11 protein-coding genes are annotated in these 15,025 nt (G+C 69.0%); 7 read left to right on the top strand and 4 right to left on the bottom strand.

Translation table 11 applies throughout. The features are described 5' to 3' along the window. Window positions 1-88: 88 nt before the first annotated feature. From OHT21_RS12985 to OHT21_RS12955, 7 genes are all read left to right on the top strand, one after another. Entirely contained in the window at window positions 89-1,492 is a 1,404-nt protein-coding gene (locus OHT21_RS12985; protein ID WP_328768416.1) for a S1 family peptidase, read from the top strand. Further along, the gene (locus OHT21_RS12980) at window positions 1,489-3,795 is read left to right on the top strand and encodes a tetratricopeptide repeat protein (RefSeq protein ID WP_328768415.1); all 2,307 of its coding nucleotides are present in this window, start codon (window positions 1,489-1,491) and stop codon (window positions 3,793-3,795) included. The genes OHT21_RS12985 and OHT21_RS12980 overlap by 4 nt, the downstream gene beginning before the upstream one ends. Before the next feature lie 86 nt (window positions 3,796-3,881). Continuing rightward, window positions 3,882-5,291 (top strand): hypothetical protein, encoded by a 1,410-nt coding sequence (locus OHT21_RS12975; protein WP_328768414.1) that lies wholly within the window; start codon window positions 3,882-3,884, stop codon window positions 5,289-5,291. Then, window positions 5,288-6,367 (top strand): hypothetical protein, encoded by a 1,080-nt coding sequence (locus OHT21_RS12970; RefSeq protein WP_328768413.1) that lies wholly within the window; start codon window positions 5,288-5,290, stop codon window positions 6,365-6,367. The genes OHT21_RS12975 and OHT21_RS12970 overlap by 4 nt, the downstream gene beginning before the upstream one ends. Then, a complete protein-coding gene (locus OHT21_RS12965) occupies window positions 6,364-7,668 on the top strand; it encodes an ABC transporter substrate-binding protein (protein WP_328768412.1) in 1,305 nt (434 codons plus the stop codon). Before OHT21_RS12970 ends, OHT21_RS12965 begins: the two co-directional genes overlap by 4 nt. 143 nt (window positions 7,669-7,811) lie before the next feature. After that, on the top strand, window positions 7,812-9,416 hold the full coding sequence (locus OHT21_RS12960; RefSeq protein ID WP_328768411.1) for an acyl-CoA carboxylase subunit beta: 1,605 nt from the start codon (window positions 7,812-7,814) through the stop codon (window positions 9,414-9,416). 46 nt (window positions 9,417-9,462) lie between these two features. Next, window positions 9,463-9,651 (top strand): acyl-CoA carboxylase subunit epsilon, encoded by a 189-nt coding sequence (locus tag OHT21_RS12955; RefSeq protein WP_328768410.1) that lies wholly within the window; start codon window positions 9,463-9,465, stop codon window positions 9,649-9,651. Between the two features lie 177 nt (window positions 9,652-9,828). On the opposite strand, the gene OHT21_RS12950 is transcribed toward OHT21_RS12955, so the two are convergent. From OHT21_RS12950 to OHT21_RS12935, 4 genes are all read right to left on the bottom strand, one after another. Beyond that, window positions 9,829-10,410 carry a GTP-binding protein gene (locus OHT21_RS12950; RefSeq protein ID WP_031224757.1) on the bottom strand — a complete coding sequence of 194 codons (582 nt, stop codon included), beginning with the start codon at window positions 10,408-10,410 and terminating at the stop codon, window positions 9,829-9,831. Further along, window positions 10,391-10,990, bottom strand: coding sequence for a DUF742 domain-containing protein (locus OHT21_RS12945; protein ID WP_328768409.1), 600 nt, complete (start codon window positions 10,988-10,990; stop codon window positions 10,391-10,393). The genes OHT21_RS12950 and OHT21_RS12945 overlap by 20 nt, the downstream gene beginning before the upstream one ends. A gap of 95 nt (window positions 10,991-11,085) precedes the next feature. After that, window positions 11,086-11,499, bottom strand: coding sequence for a roadblock/LC7 domain-containing protein (locus OHT21_RS12940; protein ID WP_033321188.1), 414 nt, complete (start codon window positions 11,497-11,499; stop codon window positions 11,086-11,088). Window positions 11,500-11,509: 10 nt separating this feature from the next. Beyond that, on the bottom strand, window positions 11,510-14,773 hold the full coding sequence (locus tag OHT21_RS12935) for a sensor histidine kinase (RefSeq protein WP_328768408.1): 3,264 nt from the start codon (window positions 14,771-14,773) through the stop codon (window positions 11,510-11,512). Window positions 14,774-15,025 lie beyond the last annotated feature (252 nt).

Raw genomic sequence — 15,025 nt, 5'->3', positions numbered from 1 at the left:
ATCTCCCGTACCACTTCCGCTCGTTGACCGGTCAATCCTGGTCACGGGTCTAGGGACAGGCCATGCGACGCGCGTACGCTGATGTGGCATGGGGGAGCTACAAGCGGACTGGCGGTTGAGGCTGCGGCGCGGGGACGCGAGCGGGCCGGTGTGCGGTGCGGGCGTGCTGATCGATCCGGACCTCGTGATGACGTGTGCGCACGTGGTGACTGACCGCAACGACGTCATGTGGGTGGAGTTCGCCGAGAACCGGGAGATCGAACCGGTGGCGGCGCGCGTCGCCAAGGACGGCTGGCTGCCCGGCCCCGACGGTCAGGGCGAGGACGTCGCATTACTCCGGCTGGAGAGCCCGCGCCCGCAGGCCCGCCCCGCCACGCTGGAACCCCAGATGTGGGCCGGACTCCCGGTGTACGCCACGGGGTACGCGAAGGGCTTCGAAGATGGCATGGCCCTGCACGGCACGATCGGTGGCATGAGCGGTGAGTGGGTGCAGGTGGACTCCGTCCACCGCAGAGGGGTCGTCCGCCGGGGCTTCAGCGGCGCCGCCGTGTGCACCATGCCGGACGACCAGAATCCACCCCGCGTGGTCGGCCTGATCGTCAGCTGGCGCGGCGACAGGGGGATGCCGCTGCCCGAGGACAACGTGCTTGCCTTCTCGTATCTCATCCCCATCGAGCGCATTGCCGAACTGTCGCCCGGGGTCAAAGAGTTGATCGGTCCGGGTGCCTGGAACCAGGGCTTCGAGGACCGGCTGGGTACCTGGTTCGAGGACCCCCACGAGGATCCGGTGAAGATCACCGTCGTACCTCCGGGCAGCGGGAAGGACCGCGCGCTGCGGTTCCTGCTGAACCGCGCCGAGCTGCGCTACCAGGGCGGCCGCTCCAGCAGGCCCGCACTGGCAGACCGCGCCCTGGATTACATCGCGTACACGCCTGGACGAGAGTATCTGGCGTACTGGGACTGGCTGCTCGGCACCGGGCGCAGTCCGGGCGCGGTGAGGCTGCGCGAGCCTGAACCACCCGTCGCCGCGGTCGACGGCATGGACCAGAAGCCCAAGCCTCTACGACCCGTTGTCGCCGTCGACGGCATGGACCAGGAGGCCGACCCCCGGCCGCTGATAGAGCTTCTGGACAGGCTGCGCAGGGTGGGCTTCAGGCTGCTGATCGTCTTCCGTACCGAGGGCGGCACCGGCTGGACGGCGGCCCGCGACGTACTGCTGGCGCCCGCGCTCGAGGGCCACGCGGACCTGCTTCTCACCGATCTGAACAACTTCGAGGTCGACCACGCGGTAAAGATAGGTGTGGTCAGCAGCGGCTCGCTGGGCTCGGAGTCCTTGGTGGTCGATCTGCGTCGCACCGAACGCCGCGCGATCGACGGCATCAGCGATCCACAGGAGCGGCTGAAGCGGCTGCGCGAGCTGATCAAGAGGCTGCGCATGGACCTCAGCTTCTACAGGCGCGCGGGCCTCCGCTCCCACGGAGGACGGGCATGACCTCCTGCCCTCACCGCCGCTTCACCGGCGCCCCGTGCGGCGGCGCCGTCCTGCCCACCGGCTACTGCGCCGAGTGCGGTCGCGCCGCGACGAACGACCCGGGCCTGCCCCAACTCCCCGAGAAACCCATGGAGTTCGGCCCCAGGGAGCTGCTGGCCCTGCCCGAACACGACCCGCGGACCCCCGAGGAGCGCCTGATCAGCGCCGAGGCCCCGCTGCGTATCCGGATGACCTGCTCCAAAGCCGAGTGCGGCATCACCTTCGCCCCGCCCTACACCGAGGGCCCGGTGCCGATAGAGGGCCACTGCCCGGCCTGCGGCACGCCCTACTCGTACCGGCCCGAACTGACTCGGGGCGCCGTGCTGGGCGACAAGTACGAGATCATCGGGCCCATCGCGCACGGCGGCCAGGGTTGGGTCTATCTCGCCCGCGACAACAACCTCCGCGACTGGGTCGCCGTCAAGGGCCTGCTCAACCGGTACGAGGAGGACGGCCCCAAGCATGCGGACGTCGAGCGCCGCAATCTCGTCGCCATCCGCCACCCCCGTATCGTCCAGATCCGCGACTTCGTCAGCCACCGCGACAAGTCCGGCAAGGTCACCGGCGGCTACATCGTCATGGACGACGTAGGCGACCGTACCCTCCAAGCGGTCATGGAGGAGACCCGGCGAGGGGAGTACGTGCTCGACATCGAGGATGTCGCGGCGTACGGCTGTCAGATCCTCGAAGCGCTCGGTCATCTGCACGCCGGGGGCGAGAAGCAGTTCGTGTACGGGGACCTGAAGCCGTCCAACGTCGTGCACCACAAGGACGGCGTCAAAGTCATCGACCTCGGCGGGATGCGCGAGCAGGGCCAGAGCGAGCCGCCCGCCCACGTCACCCCCGGCTACATGGCGCCCGAGTCGGAGAACACCACCACCCTCACCGTCGCCCATGATCTGCACACCGTCGGCGTCACCCTGCGCGAACTGGCCACCTATGCCGTCGGCGACGACGTACCGGGGCTCGGCACCGCCTCCTTCCACTGGGTCGTCGAGCGCGCCACCCGTAGGGATCCCGGCCGCCGCTTCGCCGACGCCCAGGAGATGGCCGGCCAACTGCGCGGCGCGCTGCGCGAGATCCGGGCACTGCGCGGCAAGACCGACCCGCCCGAGCCCTCCGCGTACTTCCGGCCCTCCGCCCAACTCCTCGGCGCACGGCTCGGCACCGTGCCCGGACTCGACCACTGGCTGGCTCGCCCGCGCCGCGACCGGCACAGCCCGCCCACCGCGCCCGCCCTGGACCTCGGCGCACCCACCCCCACCGAGATCGCCCGCTATCTTCCGTTGCCACGGCGCTATCCAGGCGATCCGCAGACCAGCCAGTTCGAGATAAGCAGTGGCTACGACCCCGGCAAACTCCTGAGCCAGGACACCGAGAGGCCCACCTCGGTGGAGATCTGCCTGCACAACGTACGGGTCCTGGTGGGCCGGGACGGCAGGGACGACCTGGAGCGCGCCCAGGAGGAACTCGACACCGCCGACTCCATCCCCGGACCCCGGGCCGTACGCGACTGGCGGCTCCAGTGGCACCGCGGCCTGATCGCCCTGCGCCGCGCCGACCTTTACGACGATCCGCGCCAAGTCGCCGAGGCACAGGAGCACTTCACCGAGGTCCGCTTCGATCTGCCCGGCGAGTACGCGCCGAAACTGGCGCTCGCCTACTGCCTGGAAGCGCTCAGCGAGGCGGCCAGGGCAGGAGCGGGAGTGGGCGGGGGCGCCGAGCCCACCGCTCGGCAGCTGTACGAATCGGTGCTCGCCCGCAACCGCTCGCACGGCGGCGCCGCCCTGGGCCTGGCCCGGATCGCGCTGCGCGCCGGCGACCGCGCGGCCGCCCTGGACGTGCTCGGCCGGGTCCCCGTCGGCTCGCTCGACCACACCGTGGCCGCCATCGCCGCTCTGCGTGTCCGGGCCGCACGGCTGCCCGCCGGATCACACCTGCTGGCCGCCCCCGCCGACGTGGACGCCGGCCTCGACGAGCTGAAGCGCGCCGGCGAGCAGGTGCCGGGCGCCTCCGAGCTGCGGCTCTCCGAGGACGAGGCGCTGCGGCTGCGTACCGAGCTGTACGAGTGGAAGCTCGACGCGCTGTACGCACGCGGCGACCGTCTCGGGCCGCGCCGCCCACTGTCGGCCGCGGAGCGCGACGTACGCGAACAACTGGAGCAGCACTACCGGCAATTGGCCGTACGTCACCAGGACTCGGCCGCCGCGCACGAGCACCTGGTCGACCTGTCCCACGCGATACGACCGCAGACCCTCGTCTGACCCCGGCCCGACCCCGCACAGGCACAGCGACAGCCATAGCCGAAGCACACACGAGCGCACCAAGCCGAAGGAGCGCTGGAGGAGTCATGAGCAGCCCCACCCGGCCGCCACATCTGGACATTCGGCTCTCCGTCGATCACGAACGCGATCTGCGCCCGCATCGCGGCGCACAGCTCGAGGCCCATCTGCGCGTCGAGATCGCCGACACCGGCGTCCCCGCCGAACTCCCGGCCGTCGAACTCGCCGTGATCATCGCCCTCGACGTCGCCGAGCCGCGCCGCCACACCGTGCGGCACGCCCTGCCCGCAGCACTGCGCGCCCTCCCCGACGGCATCTCCTACGCCGTCCTCGGCTCCGGCCCCGAGCCGGACCTGTGCTACCCGGTCGGCGGCGAGGAGTGGGCCATAGCCGACACGCACGACAAGCGCCGCGCCGCCTTCGCGGCCCAAGCTCTCGCCCTCCACCGGGACGGCCCGCGCCCGGCCGGGTACGCCGTCTGGATGGCCCGGGTACGGGCCCTGCTCGCCGCCCGCCCCTTGTCCGTACGTCATCTGCTGCTGATCACCGACGGCAGCAGCGGCCCCGGCGAAACCCGCCTGGAGGAGGAACTCGACGCCTGCGCCGGGCAGTTCACCTGCGATGTGCTGGCCATCGGAAACGACTGGGCGCCCGACCCGCTGCTGACCATCGCCGAACGCCTGCACGGCACCGCCGAGTTCGTGGAGGAGCGGCTGGGCAACGCGATCACGGGGGCGATCCGGCGGCTGCGCCGGGTGCACAGCCCCGAGCTGCCCATCGAGGTGACCGCCCGGCTCGCCGTCCGCCAGGTCGCCCTCGGCGAGAAGGCGCCACGGCCGCACCGGCTCGGCGGCCTGTTCGAGCCGGGTGAGCCGGGACGCCCGCACCGCTGGCGGTTCCCCACGTACCAGTGGGAGTCCGGTGTCCGCGACTACCTGCTCACCCTGGCCGTCGACGCCGAGGGCGACCCGCTGGAGACCGACCTCCAGTTCGCCGTGGTCAGCATCGGCGATCACTCCGTGCCCGTGATAGCCCGCTGGCATCGCGCCGACGAGCGAAACCCCTGCGTCGTGGCCCCGGAAGGCGGCGCAAGCGTCCGCAGCATGCAGGACGTCACGGCCATGCACCTAGCTCTGCGCACCGGCCTCCGCGCCCTCGATCCGCTGCAACGCGAGCTCGCCGAGCGGCACTTGGGCGAGGCCGCGCGTCTCGCCACGCGGCTCGGCGTCGAGCGTGTGCTGGAGAACATACGTGTGTTCGCGGACATCATCGACGCCGAGGCGGGCCGGGTCCGGCTGCACGCCACGGTGAACACCGAAACGCTCGGCCAGAAGATCCTGTGGGCCGGATCGCGGCCCGGCGGACCGCTGATCGAGGCCCCGATCAGGACGGGCGGCGGCCCGCGCTGCAGGGAGTGTCAGCACCGCGCAGGTCGTGAGGCCCGCTACTGCATCAAATGCGGAGGACAACTGCTGTGAGCGACCAGGCGACGAAGCGCTCCGAAACACCGGCCGGCGCCCGCCCTCGCACAGGGACGGGGCCGTCAGCCGCGTACCGCAGACGACTCAGCCGCTACCGGACCCGCAGACTCCTGGAATTCCACCTCCTGGCGATGGCCCTCGCAGCGGTCGTCGCGGTCACCGCGCTGCTGGTCTCGTACCGCGAAGTGGCGCTGAGCGCCGACGGGCTGCGGTCACAGGCCGCCCCCGCCGTGCAGGACGTGGCCGCGACGCGGCTCGCGCTGCTGCGCGCCGACTGGGAGGCCAACTGGGTCAAGAAGAATCTCAACGGCGTGCCGGCAGCGGGGGAGAGTTATCAGTCGCAGCTCTCCGCGGCCGATCAGAGCCTGTCGCGGCTCGCCGAGAGAACCAGCGTCGACCTCGGCACGATCAACGGCCTGCTCGACTCGTACGGCACCTCCATCACCAACGGTGCCCTCTACTATCACGACGCCGGGCCTATGCAGGACCAGAAGTTCAGGGAGGCGCGCTCGCTGCTCATCCGCACCGACGTGGGCCTGGTGCCGCGCCTGGACAAGCTGCAGAACCGGCAGATGGATCGCGCGGAGGGGCTCGCCACAATGGGGGCACTCGGGTACACCGGCTGGGTCATCGCCGAACTCGCCCTGCTCGTCCTCGTGTTGGCACTGCTGTCCGCGCTGTGGGTACTGCGCGACCGCTGCGGCCGGGACTACAACCCATGGCTGCTCAGCGCCCTCGTACTCACCATCGCCCTCGCCGTGGTCCCACTCCTCGCTACGACAGTCACCCAGCGGCACATGGACAACGCCCGAGACAAGCTCACCGCGATCACAACCGTCGCGAAGCAGACCGAGCGCGAAACGAACGTGGACACCACTGACGCTCGCGTGAGGCTCGAAGGCGCCCAGACCGAGGTCTCCAAAAAGTCTCAGGAAGTACGCAAGGAACTCAGCGCAGGCGAGTGGCAGAACTCGGTGTACTACGGCGCGCTGGGCGGCGGCATCCTCGTCTTCCTCCTGCCCGCCACCGGCATCGGACGCAGGCTCAACGCCGACTACTGGAGGGCCCGTTGACCAGGTTCCGCACCGTACTCCTCGTCTGCGCCCTGCTCTTCACGGCATCGGGCTGTGAACTCGCCGCGCCGGGCCAGACGGAAAGCGAGGAGGAGGTCACCATCCTCGGCACCTGGACCGGCCCCCAGGAAACGGAGTTCAAGAAGCTCCTCGATAAACTCGACATCCCGTACGAGTACGAAGGCACCGCCGCGCAGCGCGAGGTGCTGCTCTCGCAGGTGCAGGCGGGCGAGCCTCCGGACATCGTGATCATGCCCGGCCTCGGTGAACTCGCCGAGTACGCCCATCAGGAGCGTCTCGAGAAGCTGGACGACGAGGTCTACAAGAAGAGCGAGTACGGCCCGCCCTGGCAGCCCTCCGGCAAGGGCGCGGAAGACGTGTTCTGGGTGCCGCTGAGGGCCGACCTGAAGAGCATCGTCTGGCATCGCAAGGGCACCGAACCGCCCAAATCGCCCGCACCGCCAACGAGTTGGTGCATGGGCATGGGCGAGGACGGCCCCTCGGGCTGGCCCGGCAGCGACTGGATCGAGGACCTGGTGCTACAGGGCTCCGGACCCAAGGTGTACGAGCAGTGGGTGCGAGGCGAGCTGAAATGGACCGACAAGCCGGTGATGGACGCCTGGAATGCCTGGGGTGACCTGCTCACGCAAGGCAAGAAGGGGTTGGCCGCGCGGGCGCTGATCGCCGACCACCGGGGGGCCGACGACGACAGCAATGGACTCCTGTTCAGCCAAAAGGGATGCTCGCTGGAGCATCAGGGGTCCTTCGCGCCCTTCTTCTATACCGAGGACAGCGCCAGGGATGTCGACTTCAACGAGAGAGCCAAGGATGTTGACTTCACGGACTCGGCCGACCTGCTGCCCCGCGGCCCTTACGGTGTGAAGGCCCACGAGGTGACCGGAGACTTCGCCGCCCTCTTCAGCAGCAGCCCTCAGGCCAAGGAACTGCTGAGCAAGCTCGCTTCCAAAGAGCACCAGCAAACTTGGGCCGACGACGCCGGAGTGTTCTCCGCCAACAACAAGGTCCGCTCCAGGAGGGGTGGCCTGGAGAGCGAAGTCGTCAAGCGGCTCACCTCTGAAGACACCCCCCGCTGCCTGGACGCCTCGGACGTGATGCCCCCCGCCGTACGCGACGTCTTCCACGAGGCGATCTTGCTGACCCTCACCCGCTACAGCGAGGGCAGGGGGAAGGGGAGCGTCAAGGACATCCTTGCCGACGTCCAGCGTGTGCAGGAGAACCAACCCAAGAACCAGTTCGCCCGCACCGACGTGTGCAGCACGCCACAGCAACCCCCTTTGTAGAACCCCAACAAGCCAGACCGCCCCTGAGCTGGTGGTTGACCCGCATGCCCCTGGCGTTCTGTTCAGGGGTACCAGGAAAACGACCCGGAGACTGTGAGGAATCGACGGCCCGGTTTCGACGGTGGACTTCGTAAGGTCGCTACATGACCGTTTTGGACGATGCCGGATCCTCCGCCCCAGAAGCCGCAGGAGAACCCACCGACGCCCGCGGGCGTGTGGCCGAACTGCACGCGATCCGTGCGGAGGCCCTGCGCGGACCCAGCGACAAGGCGACCGAGGCGCAGCACGCCAAGGGCAAGCTGACTTCCCGGGAGCGCATCGAACTCCTGCTGGACGAGGGCTCGTTCAACGAGGTCGAGCAGTTGCGCCGGCACCGGGCCACGGGCTTCGGCCTGGAGGCCAAGAAGCCGTACACGGACGGTGTGATCACCGGCTGGGGCACGGTCGAGGGCCGTACGGTCTTCGTGTACGCGCACGACTTCCGGATCTTCGGCGGAGCGCTGGGCGAGGCCCACGCCACGAAGATCCACAAGATCATGGACATGGCCATCGCCGCCGGGGCGCCGCTGGTGTCGCTGAACGACGGCGCGGGCGCCCGCATCCAGGAAGGCGTCAGCGCGCTGGCCGGCTACGGCGGCATCTTCCAGCGCAACACCAAGGCCTCCGGCGTCATCCCGCAGATCAGCGTGATGCTCGGCCCGTGCGCGGGCGGCGCCGCCTACAGCCCGGCGCTCACGGACTTCGTGTTCATGGTCCGCGACACCTCGCAGATGTTCATCACGGGGCCGGACGTCGTCAAGGCGGTCACCGGCGAGGAGATCACCCAGAACGGCCTCGGCGGCGCGGACGTGCACGCCGAGACCTCCGGTGTCGCGCACTTCGCGTACGACGACGAGGAGACCTGCCTCCACGAGGTGCGCTACCTCCTGTCGATGCTGCCGCAGAACAACCGCGAGAACCCGCCCCACGCGGACTCCGAGGACCCCGCCGACCGCCGCTCCGAGGTCCTCCTCGACCTGGTGCCCGCGGACGGCAACCGGCCGTACGACATGACCAAGGTCATCGAGGAACTCGTCGACGACGGCGACTACCTGGAGATCCACGAGCGCTGGGCCCGCAACATCATCTGCGCCCTGGCCCGCCTCGACGGCCAGGTGGTCGGCATCGTCGCCAACCAACCGCAGTCCCTGGCAGGCGTCCTGGACATCGAGGCCAGCGAAAAGGCCGCGCGCTTTGTGCAGATGTGCGACGCCTTCAACATCCCGATCATCACTCTTCTGGACGTCCCCGGCTTCCTGCCCGGCGTCGACCAGGAGCACGGTGGGATCATCCGCCACGGAGCGAAGCTGCTGTACGCGTACTGCAACGCGACCGTGCCCCGGATCTCGCTGATTCTCCGTAAGGCGTACGGAGGCGCCTACATCGTGATGGACAGCCAGTCCATCGGTGCGGACCTCACGTACGCCTGGCCGACCAACGAGATCGCAGTGATGGGAGCCGAAGGTGCCGCCAATGTGATCTTCCGCCGGCAGATCGCCGAGGCCGCGGACCCCGAGGCCATGCGAGCCCGCATGGTCAAGGAGTACAAGGCCGAGCTGATGCACCCGTACTACGCGGCCGAACGCGGCCTGGTGGACGACGTGATCGACCCCACCGAGACCCGCGAAGTACTGATCCGCTCGCTGGCGATGCTTCGCACGAAGCATGCCGATCTGCCGTCCCGCAAGCACGGAAACCCGCCGCAGTAACTCTGCGGTCCCCCTGCGGAAACCTCACTCACGGAGACTTACGCCCATGAGCACCCCTGACATCCGAGTCGAGAAGGGCCACGCCGAGCCCGAGGAGGTAGCCGCCATCACGGCCATCCTCCTGGCCCGCGCAGCCGCCACTCCCACGACCCCGACCCACCGCGGCCGCACCAAGGCCGGCTGGCGCCGCCTCGAGCGCGAGCCCGGCTTCCGAGCACCGCACAGCTGGCGCTAAGCCCAGCGCCCCGAAGGAGGCCGAAGGCCTTCTAGGGGCCGCGGGGAACTGCGCGAGCAACCACGACGGCTCGCAGGCGGCCAACTACACCTAGGGGCAGCCCGGTAGCCGCGCTAAGGCCAGAAAAGGGGGCGCCCTCTCCAACCGGAGAGGGCGCCCCCTTCGTGCACCGCGCGGCTAGCGCAACCGCGCCATCAGCGCATGCTCAACCAACGTGATCAGAGTCGACTTCGCATCGGCCCGATGCCGCGCATCAGTCGTGATGATCGGCGTATCCGGACCGATCTGCAGCGCCTCACGCACCTCGTCAGGGTTGTACGGCTGATTGCCGTCAAACCCATTGAGGGCGATCACAAACGGAAGCCCGCTGTTCTCGAAGTAGTCGACCGCCGGGAAGCAGTCGGCAAGACGCCGGGTGTCGACCAGGACGACCGCGCCGATGGCGCCGCGTACCAGGTCGTCCCACATGAACCAGAAGCGGTCCTGGCCGGGCGTACCGAAGAGGTACAGGATCAGGTCCTGGTCCAGGGTGATACGGCCGAAGTCCATGGCGACGGTGGTCGTCGTCTTGTCTCCGGTGTGGGTGAGGTCGTCGATGCCCGCGGACGCGGACGTCATGACGGCCTCGGTACGCAGCGGGTTGATCTCCGAGACGGCCCCGACGAACGTGGTCTTGCCCACGCCGAAGCCACCCGCCACCACGATCTTCGCCGAGGTGGTTGAGCGGGAAGGACCGCCGCTAGAGCTTGCGAAGTCCACTGAGCACCCTTTCGAGCAGTGTCACGTCTGGCTGGCCGCCGGCGTTCTCGTCGCCGCCGGGCTGATGGATGGCGACCAGGCCCGCCTCCGCCAAGTCGGCGACGAGAATCCTGGCCACGCCGAGAGGGATGGTGAGCAGGGCCGAGATCTCGGCCACCGACTTGATCTCCCGGCAGAGGTTGCAGATCCGCTGATGCTCGGGCAGCTGGCCCTGCATCTGGTGCGGCTGCGCGGTGGTGTGCACCAGTGCCTCGATGGCGAGCTGGTACCGCGGCCTGGTGCGGCCGCCCGTCATGGCGTACGGGCGCACCAGAGGGTTTGAGGCCCCGCCGGCAGGGGACGGCTCAGGGGAGCGGCGCTGCGGCTGTACCGGCTGGATGCGCGGCCCCGACGGCTGGTCGTACGGCGAGGGACCAGGGCCCTGGGGGCTCTGGGGCGCGTACGGTTGGCGCTGCCGGTGGCTGGGCGTGGAGGGGAAGTTGTACCGGTTCGGGTTCTGCGCACCGGCACCCTGGTCCTGGCCCTGGCCAGGACCGTAAGACCAGTTGCCCGAAGACGAACCGCCTGGGGGTGTTGCCACTTTCTCCTCCTCCGACTGTGCCGGGCACCCATCACTCTGGATAGCCGTGTCCGAAACCTTACGGCCACGGGACGCCAAAATGTATCGCTTGTCTGCTAGTTGAGAAGGCTGCCCTGGAGCTCAGCACGCAGATCAGGCGTCAGAACCGTACCGGCACGGTCCACCAGAAGGGCCATCTCGTACCCAACGAGACCGATATCCGCTTCCGGATGTGCAAGGACCGCGAGCGAAGAACCATCGGAAATGGACATGATGAAGAGGAATCCTCGCTCCATCTCCACAACCGTCTGGTTCACACTGCCACCCTCGAAGATGCGGGACGCGCCCGCGGTCAGCGAGGTAAGACCCGACGCGACGGCCGCCAGCTGGTCGGCGCGGTCGCGCGGAAAGCCTTCGGACATCGCCAGAAGGAGTCCGTCGGCGGAGACCACCACCGTGTGAGACACCCCGGGGGTGTTGTCCACGAAGTTGGTGATCAACCAGTTCAGGTTCTGCGCCGCCTGGCTCATCGGGCTCACACTAACGCTCCTGGTTGTAGGTGCTATCAGGACCGAAGCCCTGGCCGTTCGTTTCACTGCCTGCGTTACGTCCCCGCTGGACGCCCCGGCGCAGGTTGCTCAGCCTGCCCCGGACATCCTCGGGGGCGCGGGAGACCTGGGGGCCGCCCTGGTGGGTGGATTCGGCGGTGCCCTCGACCAGGTTGGCCTTGGGTACCCGCCGCGGCAGGCCGGAGGAGGTGACCCCGCCCGCCTTGGGCTTCTTCAGCTGTTCGGCGCGCTGCCACCGCTGGTCGTTGGCCGACCGCCAGTCGCCGCTGCCGTTGCTGCCGCTGCCGTTGGTGTCCGAGGTGGCCGGCGCTTCCTGGCTCACGGGCTGCCGACTGCTCGCGCCGTTCGCGGTGGAACCGCGGCGCGGAAGCCCGGCGTCGGTCAGCTCGTGGGCGGCGGAGGGGGCCGGTCCCGGACGATCGAAGCCTACGCGGTCCTGCTCGGCCACGTCAGCGGCCTGCGCGGATTCCGTTTCCGGAGCGTACTCGGACTGATACCCATTCCGGTATTCGTCCTGCTGGGGCCAGTCGTCCTGGTAGGACTGGGCTTCGAACGGCGAGAACCTGTCCTGCGAGGATCCGTGGGCCTGCGGCTGCTCCTCCTGCGCCGGCTCCGCATAGGACGGTTCCGGATAGCCGCCGTTCGACAGGTTCGACGGGAAGTACGTCTCGTCGTACGCCGGCTGCTGCTGCTCCTCGTACGCCGTTTGCTGGTCGTACGCGGGCTGCTCGGTGTACGCGGCCGGTGCGCCGTCGTACGCGGGCCTGCCCTCGTCGTAGGCGGGCTGCTGGGGCTCGTAGCCGGATTGGTTGCCGTCGTAGCCGGTCCGGCCCTCGTCGTACCCGGGCTGCTGCCGGTCGTAGTCCTCGCGGAAGGACCCGGCCTCGAGCTCCGGCTGCTGCGACTGGCTCTCCAGGGCCGCTCGGCGCTCCTCACGCATCAGCGAGCGGCCGACGGGGTCGAGCTCGCGTATGTCGTCCGGGACGTTGTCGTAGCGGCTGTCGTCGAAGCCCAGCTCGGCGGCCGTGCGCATGGGCGGACCCTGGAAGTTCTCGCCCTGGAAGGACTGCTGCTGCTCCGGGATGATCTGCGAGACGGTGAACTCGTCGCCCTGGAGGTTCTGATCGCCACCGCCACCATGGGTGATCGCGTCGGGCAGCATGACGAGCGACGTCGTACCGGCCTGCTCGCCGGAGGGGCGCAGCTGGACCCGGATGCCGTGCCGGTCGGACAGCCGGCCGACCACGAACAGGCCCATCCGCTGCGAGATCGCGGCGTCCACGGTCGGCGGGTTGGCCAGCTTGTGGTTGATGTCCGCGAAGTCCTCGGCGGTGAGGCCGATGCCCTTGTCGTGGATCTCGATCATCACGCGGCCGTCGGGGAGACGGGTCGCGGTGACGCGGACCTTGGTCTGCGGCGAGGAGAACGTGGTGGCGTTCTCCAGCAGCTCGGCCAGCAGGTGCACGAGGTCGGTCACGGCGCGGCCGTGGATCTCGGCCTCCGGGACGCCGGAGAGCTCGATGCGCTCGTACTGCTCCACCTCGGAGGAGGCGGCGCGCAGCACGTCGACCAGCGGGACCGGCTGGTCCCAGCGGCGGCCGGGCTCCTCGCCGGCGAGGACCAGGAGGTTCTCGCCGTTGCGGCGCATACGGGTCGCCAGGTGGTCCAGCTTGAAGAGGTTCTCCAGCTGGTCCGGGTCGGCCTCGTTGTTCTCCAGGTCGGTGATCAGGGTCAGCTGGCCCTCGATCAGCGACTGGTTGCGGCGCGAGAGGTTGGTGAAGATCGCGTTGATGTTTCCCCGCAGCAGGGCCTGTTCGGCGGCGAGCCGGACGGCCTCGCGGTGGACCTGGTCGAAGGCGCGGGCGACCTCGCCGATCTCGTCCGTGGAGGTGATCGGGATCGGGGCGACCCGGGTGTCGACCCGGCCGGGGTCGGTGCGCGAGAGCTGGTCGACCAGCATCGGCAGGCGCTGCTCGGCGACGCCGAAGGCCGCGTTGCGCAGCTGGCGCATCGAGCGGCTCATCTGGCGGGCCATGAGCGAGGCGATGATGAACGCGGCGAGCAGGGCGATGATGACGATCGCGCCGTTGATGATGGCGTCGCGCTGCGCGTCGGAGGCGATCTCACCCGCGTCGGAGACGGCCCTGTCGATGAGCTCGTTCTCGATCTGGTCGTAGCCGTCGAACTTGGCGGTGGACGCGGCCATCCAGGTGTCCGGGGTGATGCCCTTCGTGGCCAGTTCCTCGGGGCTCCTGGCGGCGACTCCCTGGACCATCTCGTTCAGCGCGGGCGGGGCCACGAACTCGCGGCCCGCGGCCTCGGCCTGCCGCTCGGCCTCGGCGACCCGCTGCTGGCCCTCCTGGGTCTTCTGCGCCATGACCGTTTTGAGCTTCTGGGCATCCTGCGCCGTGCCGCCGGAGATGTACTCCTGGACGGCGATGCCCTCCAGGTAGGCGTAGGAGGTGAACGCGACCCGCTGCCGGTTGTAGACGGCCTCGTCTTCGCTGGGCCTGACGAGCAGGTGCATACCGATCGAGCGCTGCAGCGAGGCGGCGCCCTTGGCCAGCGCGACGGCGTACACGGTCCGGCCGTAGCTGGTGATGTTTCCGGTGCCGAGACCCAGCTCGTTCGTGAACTCGAGCAGATAGTGCTCGATGTCGACGTAGTCCTCTTCGGTTTTCACCGGGTCCTGCGACGTTTTGAACGCGTCGTCGCGCAGTTTCGCGAGAGACGGCTCGGCCTTCTCCACGAGCTGAAGCCGGCGCTCCAGGCCGTATCCGGAGGGCATGCCCTCGACGGACTCGTGGAAGGCGTCGGCCTTCTTGTTGGTGGTGGCGCGGACCTGGTCGATGACCTTCTGGTCCTCTTCGGAGCGCTTCTCCTTGAGGAGCGGCTCGGCGGAGAGGTCGCGCTCGTTCAGCAGGGCCGCCGCGTACTCCGAGGCGGTTTCCACGATCTGCGCGATCTTCTCGGCGTCCTGGGCCTCGTTCCAGGTGTCGATCGAGGCCTTCACGTTGAAGCCGCCCATGACCAGGCCGACCAGCACGGGTATGAGCAGGATGGCATTCAGTCTGGTCGGTACGCGCCAGTTACGCGGAGACAACCGGCTGCCGCTGGACGCGGGTGGCGCCGTCGGCTCCGTCTTCCGGGGCACGGGTGCGGGTGCCGCTCCGCGCGGCGGCGGGGTGAAGTTGCCCCGCGCCGACGGCTCGGGACCGTTCTTGCTTCGCCTCACTCGACCAACAACCTCTCGGCGTCGGCACCAACGTTGTGCCGCGTGTGTCTTCCAGCCCTGGGCTACCGGGCAGTTCAGGCATTCCAGCACGTCAGGCTGTGCTCGTCCAAACACTCGGAACCGCGGATTCCGGGCTTCGTAAACCCCAGATAAAACGGTCATAAAGAGCGAGCCCCGCCAAAAGACGGGGCCGATGTGAGCACAGCGGCACCATGCGACCGCGACGCGTGTCGATGCCACTCAATTTCTCTG

Origin of the sequence: Streptomyces sp. NBC_00286, from assembly GCF_036173125.1 — a bacterium.
Lineage (GTDB): Bacteria > Actinomycetota > Actinomycetes > Streptomycetales > Streptomycetaceae > Streptomyces.
Note: the sequence above shows the minus strand (reverse complement) of the source record. Positions and strands in the feature narration are given on the sequence as shown.